General features: G+C 37.9%; 23 protein-coding genes and 1 pseudogene. 2 read left to right on the top strand and 22 right to left on the bottom strand.

Going from position 1 to position 21,343, the window contains the following annotated elements:
• The 16 genes and pseudogenes from EGI26_RS04190 to EGI26_RS04265 all read right to left on the bottom strand — a co-directional run.
• Positions 1 to 497 (bottom strand): annotated as a pseudogene (locus EGI26_RS04190) (IS4/IS5 family transposase); the annotation flags it as partial.
• Positions 498 to 628: 131 nt separating this feature from the next.
• Positions 629 to 1,063, bottom strand: coding sequence for an NUDIX domain-containing protein (locus EGI26_RS04195; protein ID WP_255076632.1), 435 nt, complete (start codon positions 1,061 to 1,063; stop codon positions 629 to 631).
• Positions 1,064 to 1,069: 6 nt separating this feature from the next.
• Positions 1,070 to 1,516 (bottom strand): hypothetical protein, encoded by a 447-nt coding sequence (locus EGI26_RS04200; RefSeq protein WP_255076633.1) that lies wholly within the window; start codon positions 1,514 to 1,516, stop codon positions 1,070 to 1,072.
• 9 nt (positions 1,517 to 1,525) lie between these two features.
• The gene (locus tag EGI26_RS04205) at positions 1,526 to 1,990 is read right to left on the bottom strand and encodes a MarR family winged helix-turn-helix transcriptional regulator (RefSeq protein ID WP_255076636.1); all 465 of its coding nucleotides are present in this window, start codon (positions 1,988 to 1,990) and stop codon (positions 1,526 to 1,528) included.
• A gap of 94 nt (positions 1,991 to 2,084) precedes the next feature.
• Positions 2,085 to 2,576: a DUF6702 family protein gene (locus EGI26_RS04210; protein ID WP_255076637.1), complete on the bottom strand. Its 492-nt coding sequence runs from the start codon at positions 2,574 to 2,576 to the stop codon at positions 2,085 to 2,087.
• Between the two features lie 4 nt (positions 2,577 to 2,580).
• On the bottom strand, positions 2,581 to 3,912 hold the full coding sequence (rseP, locus tag EGI26_RS04215) for an RIP metalloprotease RseP (RefSeq protein ID WP_255076638.1): 1,332 nt from the start codon (positions 3,910 to 3,912) through the stop codon (positions 2,581 to 2,583).
• A gap of 232 nt (positions 3,913 to 4,144) precedes the next feature.
• Positions 4,145 to 4,897 carry a succinate dehydrogenase/fumarate reductase iron-sulfur subunit gene (locus EGI26_RS04220; RefSeq protein WP_255076736.1) on the bottom strand — a complete coding sequence of 251 codons (753 nt, stop codon included), beginning with the start codon at positions 4,895 to 4,897 and terminating at the stop codon, positions 4,145 to 4,147.
• A 37-nt stretch (positions 4,898 to 4,934) separates the two neighbouring features.
• Positions 4,935 to 6,914, bottom strand: a complete 1,980-nt coding sequence (locus tag EGI26_RS04225) for a fumarate reductase/succinate dehydrogenase flavoprotein subunit (RefSeq protein WP_255076737.1) — start codon at positions 6,912 to 6,914, stop codon at positions 4,935 to 4,937.
• 30 nt (positions 6,915 to 6,944) lie between these two features.
• Positions 6,945 to 7,724, bottom strand: a complete 780-nt coding sequence (locus EGI26_RS04230; RefSeq protein ID WP_255076639.1) for a succinate dehydrogenase cytochrome b subunit — start codon at positions 7,722 to 7,724, stop codon at positions 6,945 to 6,947.
• Positions 7,725 to 7,990: 266 nt separating this feature from the next.
• Positions 7,991 to 9,262 (bottom strand): serine--tRNA ligase, encoded by a 1,272-nt coding sequence (gene serS, locus EGI26_RS04235; RefSeq protein ID WP_255076640.1) that lies wholly within the window; start codon positions 9,260 to 9,262, stop codon positions 7,991 to 7,993.
• A complete protein-coding gene (locus tag EGI26_RS04240; RefSeq protein WP_255076641.1) occupies positions 9,250 to 9,693 on the bottom strand; it encodes a DinB family protein in 444 nt (147 codons plus the stop codon). Before EGI26_RS04240 ends, serS begins: the two co-directional genes overlap by 13 nt.
• Before the next feature lie 2 nt (positions 9,694 to 9,695).
• Positions 9,696 to 11,027, bottom strand: a complete 1,332-nt coding sequence (locus EGI26_RS04245; RefSeq protein WP_255076642.1) for an aspartate kinase — start codon at positions 11,025 to 11,027, stop codon at positions 9,696 to 9,698.
• Between the two features lie 69 nt (positions 11,028 to 11,096).
• Positions 11,097 to 11,576 (bottom strand): 6,7-dimethyl-8-ribityllumazine synthase, encoded by a 480-nt coding sequence (ribH, locus tag EGI26_RS04250; RefSeq protein WP_255076643.1) that lies wholly within the window; start codon positions 11,574 to 11,576, stop codon positions 11,097 to 11,099.
• Between the two features lie 78 nt (positions 11,577 to 11,654).
• The gene (locus EGI26_RS04255) at positions 11,655 to 12,350 is read right to left on the bottom strand and encodes a tetratricopeptide repeat protein (protein WP_255076644.1); all 696 of its coding nucleotides are present in this window, start codon (positions 12,348 to 12,350) and stop codon (positions 11,655 to 11,657) included.
• 142 nt (positions 12,351 to 12,492) lie between these two features.
• Entirely contained in the window at positions 12,493 to 13,512 is a 1,020-nt protein-coding gene (gene pdhA, locus EGI26_RS04260) for a pyruvate dehydrogenase (acetyl-transferring) E1 component subunit alpha (protein ID WP_255076645.1), read from the bottom strand.
• Positions 13,513 to 13,559: 47 nt separating this feature from the next.
• Positions 13,560 to 13,844, bottom strand: a complete 285-nt coding sequence (locus tag EGI26_RS04265) for a 4a-hydroxytetrahydrobiopterin dehydratase (RefSeq protein ID WP_255076646.1) — start codon at positions 13,842 to 13,844, stop codon at positions 13,560 to 13,562.
• A gap of 180 nt (positions 13,845 to 14,024) precedes the next feature.
• On the opposite strand from EGI26_RS04265, the gene recF reads away from it, so the two are divergent.
• Positions 14,025 to 15,089: a DNA replication/repair protein RecF gene (gene recF / locus EGI26_RS04270; protein ID WP_255076647.1), complete on the top strand. Its 1,065-nt coding sequence runs from the start codon at positions 14,025 to 14,027 to the stop codon at positions 15,087 to 15,089.
• 49 nt (positions 15,090 to 15,138) lie between these two features.
• On the opposite strand, the gene EGI26_RS04275 is transcribed toward recF, so the two are convergent.
• Both EGI26_RS04275 and EGI26_RS04280 read right to left on the bottom strand, forming a co-directional pair.
• On the bottom strand, positions 15,139 to 15,921 hold the full coding sequence (locus EGI26_RS04275) for an SDR family oxidoreductase (RefSeq protein ID WP_255076648.1): 783 nt from the start codon (positions 15,919 to 15,921) through the stop codon (positions 15,139 to 15,141).
• 6 nt (positions 15,922 to 15,927) lie between these two features.
• Positions 15,928 to 16,266, bottom strand: coding sequence for a Dabb family protein (locus EGI26_RS04280; protein WP_255076649.1), 339 nt, complete (start codon positions 16,264 to 16,266; stop codon positions 15,928 to 15,930).
• A gap of 181 nt (positions 16,267 to 16,447) precedes the next feature.
• On the opposite strand from EGI26_RS04280, the gene EGI26_RS04285 reads away from it, so the two are divergent.
• On the top strand, positions 16,448 to 17,953 hold the full coding sequence (locus EGI26_RS04285; RefSeq protein ID WP_255076650.1) for a ComEC/Rec2 family competence protein: 1,506 nt from the start codon (positions 16,448 to 16,450) through the stop codon (positions 17,951 to 17,953).
• Between the two features lie 5 nt (positions 17,954 to 17,958).
• Here EGI26_RS04285 and trpB read toward each other — a convergent pair whose 3' ends face one another.
• Genes trpB through EGI26_RS04305 form a run of 4 tightly spaced genes read right to left on the bottom strand, consistent with a single transcriptional unit; the run spans position 17,959 to position 21,299 of the window.
• Positions 17,959 to 19,155, bottom strand: coding sequence for a tryptophan synthase subunit beta (gene trpB, locus EGI26_RS04290; RefSeq protein WP_255076651.1), 1,197 nt, complete (start codon positions 19,153 to 19,155; stop codon positions 17,959 to 17,961).
• 58 nt (positions 19,156 to 19,213) lie between these two features.
• Complete coding sequence (locus EGI26_RS04295; RefSeq protein ID WP_255076652.1) at positions 19,214 to 19,849, bottom strand: phosphoribosylanthranilate isomerase; 636 nt, start codon at positions 19,847 to 19,849, stop codon at positions 19,214 to 19,216.
• 48 nt (positions 19,850 to 19,897) lie between these two features.
• The gene (trpC, locus tag EGI26_RS04300) at positions 19,898 to 20,689 is read right to left on the bottom strand and encodes an indole-3-glycerol phosphate synthase TrpC (RefSeq protein ID WP_255076653.1); all 792 of its coding nucleotides are present in this window, start codon (positions 20,687 to 20,689) and stop codon (positions 19,898 to 19,900) included.
• Between the two features lie 31 nt (positions 20,690 to 20,720).
• Positions 20,721 to 21,299 carry a Crp/Fnr family transcriptional regulator gene (locus tag EGI26_RS04305; RefSeq protein ID WP_255076654.1) on the bottom strand — a complete coding sequence of 193 codons (579 nt, stop codon included), beginning with the start codon at positions 21,297 to 21,299 and terminating at the stop codon, positions 20,721 to 20,723.
• Positions 21,300 to 21,343: the final 44 nt, after the last annotated feature.

A 21,343-nucleotide genomic window follows, 5' to 3' on the forward strand; every position in this document is an offset into this window, starting at 1 on the left:
GAAGGAAGTATTCCATCAAATGTCACAGAATATTTTACAGATTTCTTTCCGCTTTTATTATCGAGCCCCTCTTTAAGTTTGCCAGACATCTCACTCACCATGGTGCTGTCTACCCGAATCAAATTGTACTTTAACTGCTCACTATAAGCATAATAATCTGAAAAAGTAGTGTAGATGAACTCATAGACTTCCTTAAAGTAATGATAGTCAATCTTTGAAAGCCTTTCCGAAATGGAGCTTCTGACTACGGTTTCCCTTTCATCTAAGTCAAACAGTACTTTAAATCCCGAATCGTTAAAAGTATCTTCTAAAGTGCGTTGGCTTAATTTCTCATTATCTAGAATTCCATAAAGTAGTAGATAGAATACCTTTTTGGCATGCAATACTTTAGTATAATAGTCAACATTCGTATTAGAGGATAGGTGGGTTAATAAAGCCTCTGGTATTAACCCTATCAGTTGGCTTACTGATACCTTGTGGTTCTTGAAATTTGTCATTAGATTTTAAGAAAGCGTAGCCAAAGATACAAATTCATAAGTCTAAGACAACGACAAATCATTAATAACAAAAAATGGCCGGAAGATATTTAATCTTCCGACCATGACTAGCTTTCGGTCGCCATTTTTATTTAGAGCCAAGGCTGGTTAATTTCTCCCAAAAACACCTGGTGGTCTTTTCCTTCTAAAAAATGTTCTTTTATTTCTGTTTTTATATTGGGGTAGAGATTATAATCATCAAGGTGATTTATCGGTAACCAACAAATCTCTAAGGCTGTTGTTTCCTTTGGGTTGAGCTTTGGCGTTCCTGAAGCTATTTTGGATTGAAAAATACAGTGTAGCGTGTCTTTGTTTTGCAGATGAACCTCTGCTATGAAAAGCAAATTTTGTACTTCTATTTCGAGTCCAATTTCCTCTTCTAATTCTCGTGTAAGAGCCTCCTCTAGTTTTTCGCCAAATTCGAGATTACCTCCCGGGATTGCATACAAGGTATTGCCGTTGTAATTGTATTTGAGTGTAAGTAGTTTATTGTCAGCTATAATTATAGCAGATGGTCTGGTTTTCATCTACGCTTATCTTGAAAAATTATACCCTATTCCAAAGTGGGTGCGAAATACACCGATATCAAATTTCCTGCCGGCATACGGCGAAACTTCAAACGCAAGCTGAATTTTTTTGTATTTTTCAAAGGGCATGAGTCTCACACCGAAGTTCATAAAATAACCTTCTAAGATATTGTTATTTTCTATGGCATTGAGGTAATTCATTTTTACTCCAGCTCCCATGTACGTTATAGATTTTGGTGTTTTTTTGAGATTTATCTCTGGAGAAATGTCTGTACTGAGTGAAGAAAAGTAAGAATTGGTTTGAAATTTCACATCTAACCAAATAGCCTTGGAAGGGTTGGTACTTAGCCCCAAAATAGAATTAAAAGGATAATAGACTACACTTTGGGCAATACTCGGAAAACTGAGTCCACATATCAATCCAAGCAAATATATTTTTAATTTTTTGGGCATAACAAAGGATTAATCTAGAAGTGCCAATTCGGTATTTTTTGCGTCGGCTGCTGTTTTTTCTACAATTTCGTTGATTTGTTGAATCACTTCAAAAAACGTTTTGAGTTGTTCCTTAGACAAGGTTTCACTCAGTTTATTGTTAAATTCTATTACGCCCAGTCTTGCAAAATTTCTTTTTTCTTTTCCTAAATCCGTTAAAAAGACGTTTACAAAACGTTTATCCACCGGATCGGTTTCTCTATAAATCCAACCTTTTTCTTCGAGAGATTTGAGCATTCTGGTCAGACTTCTTGGCTCCATACCTATTGATGGGCCTATTTTAGTAGCTGGGGTGCCTTTTTCTAAATCAATATTGAGCAAAACATAGCCGATAGACATGGTCATATCTTCACTGGCCGCATATATATTATACATGCGTGATATTGCATGCCAAACCCACTTTATATGAAAGTCAATGGTTTTTTCTTTTTTCATCTTGCTCAAAGAATTCTAATCAATAGTTTTGCAAAACTAAGCATTTTTAATGTTATGCAAGCATACTATCGAGATTTTATGCCCAAATTTTGCACTAAAACGGCCAATTGGAAACTTTGGTTTCGGAATCAAAAACGATTGTTTTTTTCTGGGAAGGGTATAGGACATTGACCAAATTAGTTTGGTCCGAAAACATCTCAAGCATTATGGAATTATAAAGCGAATAGTTTTTTACTTGCTTGCAATCAAACATTTCGAGGTAAATCCATGTGGCATCCGCTTCTTTCTCTTTGCCATAAAATTTCCCAAATTTCACCTCTTTATCAGGCGAAACCAAGGCTAAGTTTTTGCGAATATATTGTTCAATGAGCGGGTCAACGATAGTTTCTGGGTCCTCTATTCTTACTAATTTTCCTTTGTTAAAATGGGTCAACGTCAGCTCTAAGTCATCGGTAAAAACCCTAACGGAAAGTTCGAGAGACCCAGACTTTGGGTTATAGTTGATTTCGGTAAGTGAAGTATGAAAATCGTGCTTAGAACCTGTGTTTACATTGAAAAAAAAGAGCAATAACAGAATTCTAAGCATTGTTTTAGAAAATCAATTTTATGGTGTCATTGAATAGCACATACACCATCAAAGCCAAAAGGATAAAAGTTCCTATTTGTTGCGTGCGTTCCATAAATTTTTCTGAAGGTTTACGGCCACTGATCATTTCATAAAGCAAAACTATGACGTGTCCACCATCCAAGGCAGGAATAGGTAGGGCATTCATAAATGCCAAGGCCATAGAAAGCAATCCTGTAAGTCCCCAGAACTTTTCCCAATCCCACTTCGGAGAGAACATTTGGGCTAATCCAACAGGGCCAGTAAGTGCATTTTTGGGAGAGATATGACCCTTGAAAATTCTTGCAAAGCCATTGATTTGTTGTGGAATAACTCCAAGAGCCTCTACAGAACCAACTTTAAATGCTTCAGGCAGCGAATACATAGCTTTTGTAGAGGTCAGTAAACTTTTCGGATAAAAGCCTATTGCTGAGTCTGCAGTTACTACTGGATGAATGGTTAAACTTGTGCCTTTTCTCTCTATTCCTAAATCGACTTTTTTATTTGCTGATTTTTTTATTAGGGGCTGTATCTGTTGATAATAAGTTATGGGTGTGCCGTTAAAGCTCACTATTTTATCTCCGCTTCTTAATCCAGATTTTTCTGCTGGCATACCCTTGGTTACACGGTCAACTTCAAATGGGATAATAGGATCAATGAAATAATTTTTCTGTGCTATTTGGTCAATCAGTTCGTTTGGTATCGGAATTTCTAGGGTTGTGCTGTCTCTTTCGACTGTAAATAGCACATTTTCGTTAGTAATAGAGCCTCTTAACTCACTAAGTGTCGCAAAATTTTTACCATTTATTTTGGTGATTTTATCACCAGTTTTAAGGCCTATTTTTTCGGCCATTGGGTAAGCAAATATTCCTCTTTTGTTTATTTCTTCTTTTGTATAATCTTCGTCTCCCCAAACGTATTTCACTCCCGAGAATACTAAGATACCTAAAATGACATTCACAATGATTCCTCCCAACATTACAAATAATCTTTGCCAAGCTGGTTTTGAACGAAATTCCCATGGCTCGGGAGTTGAAGATAGTTGCGAAGCGTCTTTTGTTTCGTCTATCATGCCGGCTATATCTACATAGCCACCCAATGGAAACCATCCAAGGCCATATTCGGTATCACCTTTTTTCTTTTTCCAAAGGGCAAAGTTCAAGACATTCGGAAGTGGAAATAAAAAGTCGAAGAAAATGTAAAATTTATTAACTCTGATATTGAAGATTCTAGCAAATATAAAGTGTCCAAATTCGTGTAGTCCTACTAAAATCGTGAGTGCCAGCAAAAGCTGAGCGGCCATAATTAATCCTTCCATATTGTTTGGCTAAGCCTAATAGTTTGTCTTTTGTATCTAAAACGCAAAAATCGGTATAAAATTCAAATTAAATAGTATAAACGAGCAAAAATCGGAGAATTTACATAGAAATAATACATAAAAAAACACCCACACCGGAAACCGACGTGGGTGTCTCGCTACTAAATCCACACAACTTTGAAACAAAGTTAACTAAACATTTGAATCTTGCAATAGATTTTTAAAATATTTTTTAGACTTCTTGATTGCTAATGCTGGCACCAAGAAACTCTCTATTTAGTCTAGCGATATTGTCTAGCGAAATCTCTTTCGGACATTCTGCGGCACAAGCTCCTGTGTTGGTGCAAGCTCCAAATCCTTCAGCATCCATCTGAGCAACCATATTTAATGCTCTTGACTCTCTTTCTGGTTGGCCCTGAGGTAATAAAGCCAATTGTGAAACTTTTGCTGACACAAATAACATGGCGGAGGCATTTTTGCAAGCGGCTACGCATGCTCCACAGCCTATACATGCAGCGGCTGCAAACGCCATATCAGCTTTGTCTTTCCCAATTGGCAAATTGTTGGCGTCTTGGGCATTACCTGTATTTACTGATACGAAACCGCCCGAGGCTATTATCCTATCAAATGCTGTACGGTCAACAACCAAGTCCTTTATAACTGGAAAGGCTGCAGATCTCCATGGCTCTACTACGATGGTGTCACCATCGCTAAAGCTTCTCATATGAAGTTGACAAGTGGTAACGCCTTCAAGCGGCCCATGTGGTTGGCCGTTTATATACATAGAACACATTCCGCAGATTCCTTCTCGGCAATCGTGGTCAAATGCTATGGGTTCCTTGTTATCTTGTACAAGTTTTTCGTTTAGTACGTCAAACATCTCCAAAAACGACATGTCTGGCGAAACGTGATCAACTTTATATGTTTCTAAATTACCTGAAGTTTTGGCGTTTTTTTGTTTCCAAACTTTCAGATTAATGGTCATATTGCCTGTGCTCATAATTCAAAAAAAATTGAAATAATTATTTATAGTTACGTTGAGCTATTTTGATGTTCTCATATTTAAGCTCTTCTTTGTGCAGTTCCCACTGGCTTTCGCCTTTGTGTTCCCATGCAGCTACATACATATAGTTTTCGTCGTCACGCATGGCTTCACCGCCGTCTTCTTGGTATTCTTCTCTAAAGTGGCCACCACAAGATTCATTTCTGTTTAAGGCGTCTATACACATTAGTTCGCCTAATTCTATGAAGTCAGCCACGCGGCCCGCTTTGTCTAGCTCAGGGTTGAATCCGTCTATGTCACCCAAAACTCTTAAGTCACTCCAGAATTCTTTCTTCAAAGCCTGGATTTCGGCGATTGCCTCGGTCAAGCCTTTTTCATTTCTGGCCATTCCGCATTTTTCCCACATGATTTTTCCTAATCTCTTATGGAATGACTCAGGAGACTGTTTTCCTTTAATATTTATTAATTTCTCAATTCTCTCACGTGTTGCTTTCTCGGCTTCAACAAATGCTTCGTGATCTGTTGGAATTGCCTTGGTTTTGATTTCAGCTGACAAATACGCACCAATGGTGTAAGGAATCACAAAGTATCCATCAGATAATCCTTGCATAAGAGCAGAAGCTCCCAAACGGTTGGCTCCGTGGTCAGAGAAATTAGCTTCACCTAAACAATAAAGACCTGGAACAGTTGTCATTAAGTTATAATCTACCCAAACGCCACCCATGGTGTAATGTACTGCTGGGTATATCATCATAGGTACTTCGTAAGGATCTTCGCCCGTAATTTGCTTGTACATATCAAACAAGTTACCGTATTCTTCCTTTACCACTTCTTTTCCAAGGCGAATCAATGTATCTAAATCAGGGTTTTCAATACCTAATTTTGTAGCCTGAGCTCTACCGTATTTGTTGATTAAATTAGATTTGAAATCTAAGTAAACTGCCATTTTTGTTACACCAACTCCATAGCCAGCGTCACATCTCTCTTTGGCTGCACGAGAGGCGATGTCTCTTGGTACTAAATTACCAAATGCAGGGTAACGACGCTCCAAGTAATAATCTCTTTCCTCTTCAGGAATATCATTGGCTGCCCGTTTGTCGTCCTTTTGTTTTGGTACCCATATACGACCGTCGTTGCGAAGTGACTCAGACATCAAAGTCAATTTTGACTGATGATCACCCGAAACTGGTATACAAGTAGGATGTATCTGTGTAAAACAAGGATTAGCAAACAATGCTCCTTGTTTGTGGGCTTTCCACCCAGCAGTTACATTGCTACCCATAGCGTTTGTAGATAGGTAAAACACGTTTCCATATCCGCCTGTACATAGCAACACAGCATGTCCGAAGTGTCTTTCTAATTCACCAGTAATAAGATTTCTTGCTATAATTCCTCTAGCTTTTCCGTCGATTTTTACAACTTCAAGCATTTCATGACGAGAGTAGTTTATTACCGAACCTTTACCTATTTGTCTCTCAAGGGCCGAATAAGCTCCTAATAGCAACTGTTGGCCGGTTTGTCCCGCTGCGTAAAAAGTACGTTGTACTTGAGTACCACCGAACGAACGGTTACGCAGCATTCCGCCATAGTCACGAGCAAAAGGTACGCCTTGAGCTACGCATTGGTCTATGATATTAGCTGAAACTTCGGCTAAGCGATGAACGTTTCCTTCTCTTGCACGATAGTCACCGCCTTTTATGGTATCATAGAACAATCTATAAGTAGAGTCACCGTCGTTTTGATAATTTTTTGCTGCATTAATACCCCCTTGAGCGGCAATAGAGTGTGCTCGACGTGGAGAATCTTGAAAACAGAAAGTCTTCACTTTGTAGCCCATTTCGGCTAAAGATGCTGCCGCAGAGGCCCCTGCAAGGCCAGTACCAACCACTATAATTTCAAGACTACGCTTGTTGGCTGGGTTTACCAATGGTACTGAAGATTTATATTTCGTCCACTTTTCACCTATTGGGCCTTCAGGCACTTTAGCGTCCAATTTTATTGTTGCCATTTTTTTATAATTAAGCTGAAATTATTTTAAAAAATAAAAATAAAGGGGCATTGCTGCATATCCGACTGGAATCAAAACAGCAAAAATCCAAATACCAATTCCTTTGATAAGGGGAGTGTATTTTGGATGACTCCAACCCAGTGTTTGGAACGCACTCTGAAATCCATGAAATAAGTGAAAAGCGACTGCAAACATAGAAAGTACATAGAAAAGTACTAATAAGATGTTTTGAAACGAAAACGAAACTACACTGTACAAGTCTTTTACTATAATCGTTTTAGTTCCAGCCTCTTCATTGAACGACTCCACTTTTTTGGCCTCTTGTGTATAACCAGTTTCCATCAGAGTTGTTTCAACATTTCCTGTTGAAATTTGTTCTGTATATTGAACGTACGGAAGTGCCTCATTGTGGTACCTGTACCAGAAATCGCTCATGTGAACAACCAGATAAACCAAAAGGATTGTACCTAATATGGCCATGTTTCGGCTAAATACACTTGAAGAGTTTTTCACAACAGCATATCCAATCGGACGAGCTTGACGGTTTTTGTAAGTGATGTAAAGTCCCCAAAAAGCATGGAAAAGTATCAATGCATAGTTTACATACGATACAATTTTTATCACAGGAAAAGTGGTCATAAAAACTGCATAATTGTTGAATGCGTAACCACCGTCATTTTTGAATAATTGTAGGTTACCTATCAAATGCACCACTAAAAAAGTACAAAGAAACAAGCCAGTAAGTGCCATTAGTAGCTTTTTACCTATAGAGCTTGTTAAAGTTTTTGTTAACCAAGACATGTTATATTTTTAAAATTTAATTAATAGTAAATACTTAGAAAAATCCAATTTACTTTCGAGGTTCAAATCTAACTCTGAAACCGTTTAGAATCAATATAAATACTGAAATTTATTTGTGCTTTAATTCAAGAATACAAGTGATTAATCAAAATAATACCGATTTGTGTTTAAACATTATTGGAGTATTTTTGTTTATGAAAAAATTCTAATTATAGTTATTTATACTCAAAAATAAAGCCTCCAAGAAAAATCTTGAAGGCTTTGTTTTAATTTATCAAATCAAATCCACAAAAAGGTTGGAGTACTTTTGGTACTTTTATGCCTTCAGCTGTTTGGTTATTTTCTAGTATCGCAGCCAAAATTCTCGGTAAGGCCAATGCAGAGCCATTTAAGGTATGCAAAAGCTTTGTTTTGCCATCAACTTTGTATCTTAGTTTGAGTCTATTGGCTTGGTAAGTTTCAAAATTTGAAACTGAACTTACCTCCAACCAACGCTCCTGAGCTGCTGAGAATACCTCAAAATCAAAAGTTAATGCTGAGGTAAAACTCATGTCACCACCGCATAAACGAAGAATTCTGAATGGTAACTCAAGTTTTGTGAGCAAGCCTTTTACATGTTCCAACATTTCCTCCAATGCCTGATAAGATTCTTCTGGCTTGCGAACCTGCACGATTTCTACCTTGTCAAATTGATGGAGTCTGTTCAAACCTCTCACGTGAGCTCCCCAACTGCCCGCTTCTCTCCGGAAACATGGCGTGTAAGCCACGTTTTTTACTGGCAAATCGTTTTCGCTTAATATTACATCTCTATAAATGTTGGTAATTGGTACCTCTGCTGTTGGAATTAAATACAAATCATCAACTGTGGCATGGTACATTTGACCTTCCTTATCAGGCAACTGTCCAGTGCCAAATCCTGAAGCTGCATTGATCACGATAGGCGGTTGTATTTCAAAATATCCAGCGGCCTCGGCTTCGTTCAAAAAGAAATTTATCAAGGCACGTTGGATTTTTGCCCCTTTGCCTTTGTAAAAGGGAAAACCAGCACCTGATACTTTATTGCCAAGTTCGAAATCAATGATGTCGTATTTTTTTATCAACTCCCAGTGTGGCTGTGCCTCGGCATGCAGTTTTGGAATTTCACCTTGAGAAAAAATATTCAGGTTTTCTTCTGGCGTTCTTCCTGCTGGAACACTTTCGTGGGGCAGATTTGGCATAGTAACTAATATGTCTTGGAGAGAAACTTCTAACTCTTTAAGCTTTTCCTCCAAATCTTTTGAAGCGGCTTTTAGCTCAGCAGTTTTGCCTTTTATGGCTTCGGCCTCTTCTTTTTTACCTTCTTTCATCAAACCACCAATTTCCTTGGCCAAGTTGTTGGACTGAGCCAAAGTATTGTCCAATTCCAGCTGTGTGTCTTTACGGTTTTGATCCAAGGACAAAACCTGCTCAACAGTTTCAGCGGCATTTTTAAAATACTTTCTCTCAAGACCTGCTATCGTCAAGTCTTTGTTTTCTTTGATGAAATTCAGTTGTAACATAATATTCTTCTATGATAATTTATTTGTCCTAAATGATAATTGAGATGGCCTACAAGATGAATCAGGAAAAAGTCTGTTTTCATTTCATGGCCAAATACATTATCGGGATAAGTTTGGTCGAAAACGGATATATCTAAACTCAAAATTACATTTTTCACCATTTCCGTGGTTTCCTCCAAAGATTTTATAAGAAATTCTTTGGAAGTTTTTTCTGAAAACTCGGCTGGTCTATTTCTAACATAACCCGTATTTCCCAAAATAGCTCCGATGTAATTGTTCAAATTTCCCAATATATGCAAACACAAGTTTCCTGCCGAATTGTTGATACCTTCGGATTTTAGCCAAAGTTTTTCTTCATCGGCATAAGCTTCAATTTCGGCTTTTAATCGTATAAGATCTTTTTCGAAAACGGCAGAAAGTGATTTTTGCATTTTTATTCAAATTTAAAAAGTCCCTCATTCAATGCTTCCAAGGCAGCATTTTTGTCTTTTGTATCGACCAAAATAGACATATTGTGCTCGGATGCTCCATAAGCAATCATTCTTACTGGAATATCTTTCAATGCGTTCATTACATTGATGGCTATTCCAGCTTTGTCTGCCATGAAATTACCCACTATACAAATAATACTTTGGTTGAAATCATGCGGCTCCAGATCCGCTATTTGATTAAGTTCTTCCGTGATTTTATCCAGATTTTCGTTATTGTCAATCGTTACAGCCACCGATACTTCTGAAGTGGTAATCATATCCACCGGGGTTTTGTATTTTTCAAAAACCTCAAAGACTTTTCTCAAAAATCCATAAGCATTTAGCATTCTGGTAGAATGTATGTAAATGGCCGTGATATTATCTTTGGCAGCGATGGCCGTAATTTCAGATGTATGCGAAACCTCCGATTTGATCAAAGTTCCTGGTGCGTTGGGCTCCATGGTGTTTTTCAATCTTACCGGTACGCCTTTCATTTTGGCTGGCGTAATGGTACTCGGGTGAAGAATTTTAGCTCCGAAATATGCCAACTCAGCCGCTTCTTCAAAACTCAACTCACGCACAGGGAACGTACGCTTCACAATCCTTGGGTCGTTATTGTGCATGCCATCTATGTCGGTCCAAATCTGTATTTCTTCTGAAACCGTTGCTCCACCTATCAAAGAAGCTGTATAATCAGATCCACCGCGTTTTAAGTTATCTACTTCTCCACGAGGGTTTCTACATATAAATCCTTGGGTTACAATTATTTGTTTGTCAGTTTGTTTTGATAAAAGATGACCAAGTTTTTCTTCAATTACAGCCAGCTCAGGTTCGTTATCGGCATCTATCCGCATAAAATCCAAAGCTGGAATCAATACGACACTGTCGCCTACTTCTTCCATGTAAGCAGCGAACATTTGCGTAGAAAGTATTTCACCTTGGGCAACCAATTCTTTGTCTTGTTTCAGTGTAAACGGACTGATATTGACCAAAGAAGCTATAAAATCAAATTCGGTGTCGATGATTTTTTGACCTTTAGCCAAGCCCTCGGGAGTAGTGTAAAGGTCCTCTATGAAAGTTTGATAGTGTTTTTTAAGAGTTGAAATAGCCTCAAAAGCTTCTTCGTTTTTGTGTTGCTTTATGGCTTCACCGATAGCCAAAAGACCATTTGTCGTACCAGACAATGCCGATAATACTACTATTTTCCTTGTTTTATCTTCTGTTACAAGGTTTCTGATTGATTTCATTCTTTCTGGCTTTCCTACTGAAGTGCCGCCAAATTTCCAAACTTGCATATTATATTGTTATATTTTTTCTTTTACCACAGAGTGTCACGGAGTTTTGCACAGAGTGACACAGAGTTTTTATTTTAAACCGAGCATCTTTATCGCTGTAATTGCAGCTTCGTCACCTTTATTGCCGTGTATGCCACCAGCTCTGTCTAGGGCTTGTTGGTGAGTATTGGGTGTTAACACGCCAAAAATCACTGGCTTGTTATATTTCAATGAGACTTCGGTTAATCCACCAGCTACCGCATGATTGATGTAGTCATTGTGTTTGGTTTCTCCTTGAATCACGCAACCTATGGCGATAACTGCATCTATGTCAGTCTTTTGTGCATATACTTGTGAGCCATAACTGAGTTCAAAACTGCCTGGAACGTAAACTTTCAAGATGTTTGCCTCTTTTGCACCATACTTTAGAAGTGTATCTATAGCTCCTTGAGCTAGTGGTTCGGTGATGTCATCGTTCCATTCGGCTACGATGACCACAAACTTCTTCCAACTGATGTCTGGCAAGTTTTCGGTTTTGAAAATACTAAGGTTTTTATGAGCAGAAGACATAGTTCTTTATATAATTGATACAAAAAAGGGATAAACCTGATGGCTTATCCCTTTGATTTTTAATATTTTTAATCTCGGTTATTCGCCAATCTCGGTTTCAAGTCTAGACTTGTACTTTTTAGCCAAAAGAGTTTCCGTACCTGTAGGATATTTATTTATGAGGTCAGAATAAACCTCTACAGCTTCTTTTGTTTTCTTAGATTCCGTAAGAGCATTTGCCCATTTCATCATGTAACCTGGAGTTGAAAACTTATTAGGCTTGTAGTTTGATGCTTTTTCGTAGTAGTTGATAGCGTCCTCAACTTTTTTGGTTTCCATGTAACAATCACCAATAAGTATGTAAGCTCTACCCTGCAATACTTGGTCGTCAGAAGAAAATTTATCCAATCTTTCGATAGCCTCAGCATATTTGGCTTGTTTCATCAAAGCTATACCAGCATAGAGGCTTGCTAACTTACCTGCTTTTGTACCGCTGTAATTGTCCGCCAAAGACAATAGGCCTTCGTTTCCACCTTTTCCTTTTAATGCTTGATTTAGAGAATCTGCCTCAAATGAAAAGACAGCGTCGTAAAGAGCTACTTGGGCTTCTTTTTCTTGTGAATCCGTGTAGTATTTGTAGCCAAAATAGAGTGCTACAAGAGCTATAATTGCACCGCCTAAATATGTAAGTATTTTTGAGTTTTTTTCTAAAAGACCTTCGTACTTGAAAAATTCTTTTTTCAGTGCGTCAGCGTTTTCTATAATTTCTATGCCTTTATTCTCTTTATCAGCCATTTTTCTGTTGTTCAAAATTTTTGGAGTGCAAATTTATGAAAAACCTTCATAAAATTTATATAAAAACTCCTAAAAAATGTGCCAAAACGATTTTAGCACAAAAAAAGACCGAATTGTCGGTCTTTAATTACGTATTATATTTTTATTCTCTTAAGAACGGATAGTCTTGCTGAACATAAATGTCTTCAAAAGCCTCCTCTGGTTTTGGCCAAGGCGATTCCTCAGCAAATGTCACAGATTCTTCGACTTGAACCTTTATTTTAGCATCAATAGCGGTGAGTTCTTCTTCAGAGGCAATTTTTTGAGATAGAATTCTGTCTTTTATCAGTTCAATTGGATCTCTTTGTTTCCATTCAGCTACCTCTTCTTTGGTACGATATTTTTGCGGATCAGACATCGAATGTCCTCTAAATCTGTATGTCTTGAACTCCAAAAAGGTTGGTCCATCACCTTTTCTAGCTCTCTCGGCTGCTCTACCAACGGCTTCATGTACAATTTCTACGTCCATAGCATCTACTGGCTCAGCTGGCATGTCGTAGGCTTCTGCCAATGTATAGAGTTCTCTAACGTTTGAGGTTCTTTCTACCGACGTACCCATGGCGTAACCGTTATTTTCTACCACAAAAATTGTTGGTATTTTCCAAGTCATAGCCATGTTAAAAGCTTCATGCAAAGCACCTTGACGTGTGGCTCCATCACCAAAATAGCAGATACAAACTTTACCAGTATTTAGATATTTTTCAGCAAAACCAAGACCTGCTCCCATAGGTATTTGAGCACCTACTATACCGTGGCCCCCTACAAAACCCACTTCTTTGTCAAAAATGTGCATCGAGCCTCCTTTGCCTTTGGTGGTACCTGTTACTTTGCCATAAAGTTCCGCCATGATACGCTTAGGGTCTGTGCCCAGCACCAAGGGATGGCCATGGTCACGGTAAGCAGTGATGTATTTGTCGCCTTTTTCTAATGCCGAAACTGCTCCTGAAGAACATGCTTCTTGGCCTATATATAAATGACAGAATCCTCTTATTTTTTGCTGACCATATAATTGACCTGCTTTTTCTTCAAACTTGCGTTGCAATTGCATGGTTTCGTACCAAAAGATGTATTGTTCTTTTGTGTATTTTACTTGAGCTGCCTCTTTCTTTTTGCTGGTTGCCATAAAGTTTTCGCTTAGAATTTTTTGGATTGCAAAAATAAGAATTAAAACTAAATAGAAGGAATATTATTGATAAAATCTATGTCTTTGGCCAAAAGATAGCATTTGTCAGAGATGTTTTTCTCTTCATGGTTATTTACCGAAACCTCAACTTTGCTATAATTCACCGTAATTTCAGGATGGTGGTTGTGTTTTTCTACCACTTCAAAAGCTTTTTTGACGAAATTAATTACTTCGGTATAGTTTTTAAAAATGTAAACTTTGGTGAGCTTACCATTTGCTATTCTCCAATTGTTTATCGCTAATTCTTCAAGTTGGTCTTTTAAGATTTCCATTGATATTTTTGTTTATTTAATTGCCTCTGTATATTGATAACGGAGTTTTTCGGGTATTTGTTTGTGGGTTCTAATTTGTTCTAATTGAATTTGGAAAGTCTTGGATTAGATTTTTTCATTCAAAAAGAATAATGTTTGAATTTGACCAAGCCATAATTCTTCCGCACCTTTGTAGTCATTATGCATTTGCAAAAACTCCAATTGTCCAATTTTAGAAATTACGAAAATCAATTTTATGAGTTTTCGGAGGGATTGAATTGTATTGTTGGTAAAAATGGAAGCGGCAAGACTAATCTACTCGACGCCGTTTATTTTCTGTCCTTGAGTAAAAGTTCTATACACAGTCAGGATGCTTTGAGTATTAAATTTGAAGAGGATTTTGCTCAAATTGAAGGCCGTTTTGGTGAGGAGTTAATCACTTGTTCTATGCAAAGAGGCGGCAAAAAGTCATTTTTTTATGACAAAGTACCTTACGAAAAACTCTCTGAGCACATTGGTAAATATCCAGTAGTGTTGATAGCTCCTGACGATACAGACCTCATACGCGATGGAAGTGAAACACGACGAAAACTTTTTGATGGCATACTTTCACAAATTGACGCAGAATATTTAAAACTGTATTTGTCTTATAATAAATCACTTGATCAGCGAAATAGTTTGTTGAAGCAATTTGCCGAGCATAATTATTTTGATGAAGATTTGGTTAGAATTTACTCAGATCAGCTTTTGGTAACGGGTAGGAAAATATTTGAACTTAGGAATAATTTCGTATCACAGTTTTTGCCCTTGTTTAAGAAACATTATGACGAACTCTCAGACAACAGAGAAATGGTGGAAATCAACTATAACTCTGAGTGGGCGGATGAAAACTTTGAAGCGACTTTTCTAAAATCCATCGCCAATGATTTGGCAGCACAACGTACCACCAAAGGTATTCACAAAGACGACTATGAGTTTTGGATGGAAGGAAAACCGGTGAAGAAATTTGGTTCGCAAGGCCAACGAAAAGCTTTTATTATGGCTATAAGAATGGCTCAGTTTGATATACTTACACAAATTAAAGGTTTTAAACCTATACTTTTGTTAGACGATATCTTCGATAAACTAGACGAAAAGCGAATCAAGAAATTGGTGGAAATGATTGATAACAAAGTCTTTGGTCAGGTTTTTTTGACAGATGCTCGCCCGAACAGAACCAAGGAATTGTTGAAAGGAATTGAGGTTAGGTTTTTAGAAATCGGGTGAAGTTTATTGCCATCGGTTGTGAGGACACAACCGACAGCATTCAGTTATTTTACAACAAAGCCCTATCCAAATGCACATAACCACCATCCACATGTATGAGCTGGCCAGTGGTATGACTCGAGCGATTTGACAATAGGAAAACCACCATATTTGCCAATTCTTCGGCTGTGGTCATACGTTTTCCTAGTGGTATTTTATCCTTTATTTTCTCTAAAGTTTCTTCAGGATTGGGTAAGGTTTTTATCCATTTGTCGTAAAGAGGCGTGTAACATTCTGCCACCACAACTGAATTTACTCTGATACCATACTTCAACAATTCCACTGCCCACTCACGGGTTAGGGCGTTGCGAGCACCGTTGGCTGCAGCATATCCTGAGGTGCCTCCTTGACCTGTTTCGGCGGTTTTTGAGGTTACGTTTACTATAGAGCCTTTTGTTTCTATCAATGACGGAAGGCAATATTTCGCCAACAGATAATAATGTACCACGTTGCGGTGAAGTGAGGCCATGAAGCCTTCGTAATCGCCATTTTCGAGGCCTATTCCGTCGTTGGCTCCTGCATTATTTACCAAACCATGTATCTTTCCAAAACGAGCTAAAACCGCATCTACAGCTTTTTTGCATTCATCAGGATTCGAAAGTTCGGCTTCTACCGTAAATCCAAATCCACCAGCAGCGGTTACCTTTTCCAAGGCCAATTCGTTGTCTTTTGCATTTCTTCCGATAATTACCGGAAATGCACCTTCTAAGGCCAACTGACTAACAATTCCTTCTCCAATTCCTTTCGCACCACCGGAGACAATTATTACTTTTTCTTTTAGATTTAGATTCACTGTAGTTTATTTTTTAGCCCAATAATCCAAAACCATTACCTTGTCAAGGTGCGGCATCAAAACTTCCACAAAAGCCTTATGGTCAGGGTGTGGCAAATAAATTGCTCTGTCTTCTTCGCTGCTGAATGTTACAAAAAATACATGCGTAAAACCATTGTCAAGGCCTTCTGGGCTATTGTTTGTTCCCCATTCGTAGTCTTTTATTTGTTTGATTTTACCCTTTAATCCATGAAAAGCATCTTCCACTTTTTTAACATCTGCTGCAGAGGATGTTTCTTTAAATTTAAACATCACCACATGTCTTAATTCTTTTTTTTGTGAAAAACCAGAAGTTGAAATTGCCATAAATAACGCCGCGATTAAGAATGATTTGAATGATAAGGTGCTGAAAATATGCATGTTTGAGAATGGTTGAATTTTATTAAAAATATAATCTCAGCAAAAATAGAAATACCTTCCTTTTAATAAAATTAATTAGGAAGAAATAATCGTGAGATGTAGTTTTATTTATCAAAAAAACAAAAGCATGGCAAAGTTGGACATCTCAAAGTATGTGGAAGGAGCAAATAATTATTATTACACTTTTGCTGAATTTCCTGACGCTAAAGTCTTTAAAAATGAGAATTCAAAAGACTGGGTGCAGCATCTGTTGTTTGGCGATTTTATACAGATTATTGACTTAGAAATCAAAAATAACCGAGTAAAAGTAAAAGCCAGAAACAATTTTGGGTGGATTTCTGTGAGTAAAATCCGAAAAGAAAGAGTGCTTGAGGTCAACTTTATAGATATTGGCCAAGGGGACGGATGCCATGTTGTAACTCCTGCTGACGAGCACTTTATAATTGATGCCGGCGAAGGGGACAATATGAATCGCTACCTTACTTGGAGGTTTAATTTGTACAAAAAAAACGTGCCGATTAAATTGGATTTCAAGGCCATAATCAGTCATGGTGACATGGATCATTATGGCGGTTTTCGTGGTTTGTTCAAAAATAAGGCATTACGTTTTTCGAATGTTTATCACCAAGGTATTGTAGAACGACCAGAAGCAGGGAAAGTTTCTTTCGGAAAAATTGAGGAAGGATTAATAACTGAGTTGGTAAGTAACACCACAGAAATGAATGCTATAATTACTGATCCGAACAAGTTAAGTGGGAAAGGATCTACTTACCCAAAAACGCTTGCCGAGGCACTAAAAAGCAATACGAATGTAAATTTTATGATGCTCAATATCGAAAACAATTACTTGGATGCTTTTACAGACCAAAATTTTGTAAATGGTAAAGAGTTTTCGATGAAAATTCTTGGGCCGATTCCGCAAACAAAAAACGGAAAGAAAGGTCTGAAATCAATCGACAAAGGCGGTAAGGATAAAAATGGGCATTCGGTGATAATAAAACTCAGGTACGGAAATCTTCGGCTTTTACTTGGAGGTGATTTGAACGAAGAATTTGGTAAGATTATGCATAAACATTATGCCGACAATAATATTCTCGATGAGCTAGTAGTTGATGCCGCAAAAGCTTGTCACCATGGTTCCAATCACTTTGATTTGGACTTTTTGAAAGCAGTAAATGCTGCCGCCACGGTTATTTCGAGTGGAGACGATGAGCCCTATTCTCATCCAAGACCTGATACTTTGGGAGCTTTGGGTAAGCATGGCTATGGCGAAAGACCCATGATTTTTAGTACTGAATTGGCCAGGTCAAATAAAGAAATCACCTATAAAAATCTCATTAATTTGAACGATTGGGGAAAGAAAGTGGCTGATTTGAAACTTCAAAGAAAGGCTATTATTGACGGAAATGCTGCAAATAAGGCCGAACTTTTGAAGGAATTAGATGTAAAAACTACTGATATTCAGAAGGACATCAACTCATTTCTTACACGTTTTGGTATGATAAATCTCCGTTCGGATGGAAACCGAATGATAATTGCTCAAAAATATGAACGTGATGCCCCAAGCGGTAAATGGGATATCCAAGAAATGGAATTTGATACCAATACAGGCCGTTTTGAGCGAAAAGCGTAAAACCCTTACAAATGCTTCATGTAAGTTGCCAAGTCTTTATCGCCTCTGCCAGATAGTCCTATTACCACAGTTTCGTCTTTTCCGGCTCCCAAATAATTAAGAACTGCCAAAGCGTGGCTCGATTCTATGGCTGGGATTATACCCTCCAATTTGGTGAGTTCGAAGCCTGCCGCAAGTGACTCTTCGTCGGTAATTCCATAAAAAGTGGCCCTTTTGCTTTCCCACAAGTGGGCATGCAATGGCCCTATACCGGGGTAATCCAAACCAGCAGAAATGGAGTGTGGCTCCACTACTTGGCCATCAAATGTTTGCATCAAAAGGCTCTTGCTTCCGTGTAATATGCCCGGTTTACCAAGAAATGTTGTCGCGGCTGATTTTCCAGTTTTTACACCATGGCCTGCGGCTTCTGCCGCTATTATTTTTACAGAAGGTTCGTCTAGGAAATGATAAAAAGTACCGGCTGCATTGGATCCTCCACCCACACAAGCTATCACATAATTTGGGTTTTCGGAGCCAGTTTGCTCAAAAAGCTGGGTTCTTATTTCTTCCGAAATAACCGACTGGAATCTCGCCACCATGTCGGGGTAGGGGTGAGGCCCAACCACCGAACCGATGATATAATGCGTATCGGTAGGGTTGTTTATCCAGTGTCTCATGGCTTCGTTGGTGGCATCCTTCAGGGTTCTTGAGCCGCTTTTTGCTGGCCTAACCTCGGCTCCAAGCATTTTCATTCGGGCAACATTTGGTGCTTGGCGTTCGATGTCAATTTCGCCCATGTACACGATGCATTCCAAGCCCATTAATGCACACATCGTCGCGGTGGCTACGCCATGTTGCCCGGCACCGGTTTCGGCTACTATTTTCTTTTTATTGAGTTTTTTGGCAAGAAGTATCTGTCCAAGTGTATTGTTTACCTTGTGAGCTCCTGTATGGCAAAGGTCCTCTCTTTTTAAGTAGACATTGGTTTGGTATTTTTCTGAAAGTCGTTCGGCATGAAAAAGCGGCGTGGGACGACCTACATAATCTTTCAGCAGACGCTGGAACTCCTCTTGAAAACTCGGCTCATACATGATTTTGAGATAGTTTTCACGCAATTCTTCTACATTTGGATAGAGCATTTCGGGAATAAATGCCCCACCGAAATTTCCGTAATACCCTCTTTCGTCCACCTGAAATGGTGAGTTTTCTTTTAGACTTTTCATTTTTTTGGTTTTACCGCTAAGTCGCTAGGTCGCAAAGATTTTTCTTTGGCTTATCGAATTATTGGTTAAGTTTAATTTTTCCAAAAAGCTCTTTTAAAGCTTCAATATCTTTGTTTGCAGGGCTGAGTTCAAATTTGCTATTGACATCAATTCCCACAAAATGCTTATTTTTTATTTTATCTAAATTTGCTAAATTTTCTAAAGAAATACCTCCCGCTAGCAAAAATGGGGTTCTGCCTTTATATTCTTCTAAAATTTTCCAGTCGAAAGCTTTTCCATGTCCACCATAACCGCCTTCTGCTTTGGTATCGAACAAGAAATAATCTGCAAAGTCTTCAAAATGAATGGTTTCTGAAAAGTCAAATGAATTGTCAACCGAAAATACTTTTATGGTTTTTAGGCCTTCTTCTTTTAGCTTTTCACAAAACTCAACGGTCTCATTTCCATGTAATTGCACAAAATTTAGGCTGTATTCTTTTGAAATCTCAATTACTTTTTCGAAGCTTTCATTCACAAAAACTCCTGTCTTTTGAATACTCCGAGGTAAGGATTTTAGTATTTCCTTTTCTAAAATATCTCCGGTAAACCTTGCCGACTTGGGGTAAAAAATAAAACCCATAAAATCAGGTTGTAGCTCCACTAAAGCCAGAATATTCTGACTTTCCCGCATTCCACATACTTTGATTTTTAGCATTTTTTGAAGGCATTAAGGCACCAAGGCAAAAGGCATCAAGGCAATAGTTTACATTATTAATTCTACAAATTCCTCTAAGGCTTTGGCTGGGTTGCTTGTTTTCATGAAATTTTCGCCCATTAAAAACCCTTTATAACCGATTTCTCTTAACTGTTTTACGGTATCTGGATGACTGATACAACTTTCTGATATTTTCACTTTGTCGTTGGGTATAAAATCAAAAAGCTCGATGGAAGCATTTACATTGTTTTCAGCAAAGTTTTTCAGATTGCGGTTGTTTACACCTACTATATCTACATTAGACAGCGGGCTTTTATCTATTTCTTCCTTGTTATGAACCTCTAAAAGCACCTCCAAGCCCAATTCGTGTGCTTTTTTACTCAAAATTTCTATTTCTTTACTTTCTAGGTTGGCGGCAATCAACAAAATCACATCCGCACCCCAAGCTTTGGCTTCATATATTTGATATTCATCAATCATGAAGTCTTTTCTAAGCAGTGGAGTAGAAGGGTTGTTTTCTCTCGCTATGAACAAATCTTCTTTAAATCCTCCAAAAAACATGGTATCAGTGAGTACACTTATGCCTGCCGCTCCAGCTTTGGTATAGCCCATGGTAGTTTCGGCAATGCCTGCACCTACGTTTATATTTCCCTTTGACGGTGATTTCCTTTTGTATTCCGAAATAATTCCTGTTGAATTATCAGCAATTAATGCAGATTTTAGAGAAAGGGTTTTTTTGTTGAAATAAATTGAGCTTTTGAGTTCTTCAATAGATACTTTTTCTTTAGCTCGGGCTACTTCAGTTTTTTTGTTTTCAATTATTTGATCTAAAATCGTCATCTATTGTCTTTTCTTTCTAAAAAAATTCTAATTAGGCTTTTTTTCTTACTCTACTCAAGGTTTCAGGCGAAAGGCCCAAAAATGAAGCAATATATTTTTTCGGTGCTCGGTCATAAATGTCAGGAAACATATCTCTGAACGCATCGTTGCGTTTTTGTGCACTCATCATTCTAAGGAAACGTATTCGCTCATCGTACATCACCAAATACATTTCTGTGAGTATTCGCCCAATGTAGTTTGCTTCCGGAACAGTATCATACAACTCCTGCATGGCTTTGTTTGTTATTGAAATCATCTCCGAATCTTCCAAAAGTTCGATAGTTTCGACAGAAGGAACTTTAGGAATGTAGCTGTGAGGAATATAGATAAAACCAAATTCTCCAACAAACCAGGAGGTAACATCAGTTTTTGTCTTATTTTCCTCAATCGTATAATATGACCTCACCATACCTTTTTCAATAAAGTATAGCCTGTCGTTTATGTCACCTGCTTTCACCAAGATATCGCCAGCCTTACCCGTATGGCGAGTAAGTTTTTTGATAAGTAGTTTTTCAGTTTCCTTTTTTATAGGATGTATCGCTTTCAATGATTCCACAAAAGAAGTAAACATAAGCTTATATTTTTTTACAAATATAATGCAACCCTAACATAAAA

Origin of the sequence: Lacihabitans sp. CCS-44, from assembly GCF_024343735.1 — a bacterium.
Classification (GTDB): Bacteria; Bacteroidota; Bacteroidia; order Cytophagales; family Spirosomataceae; genus Leadbetterella.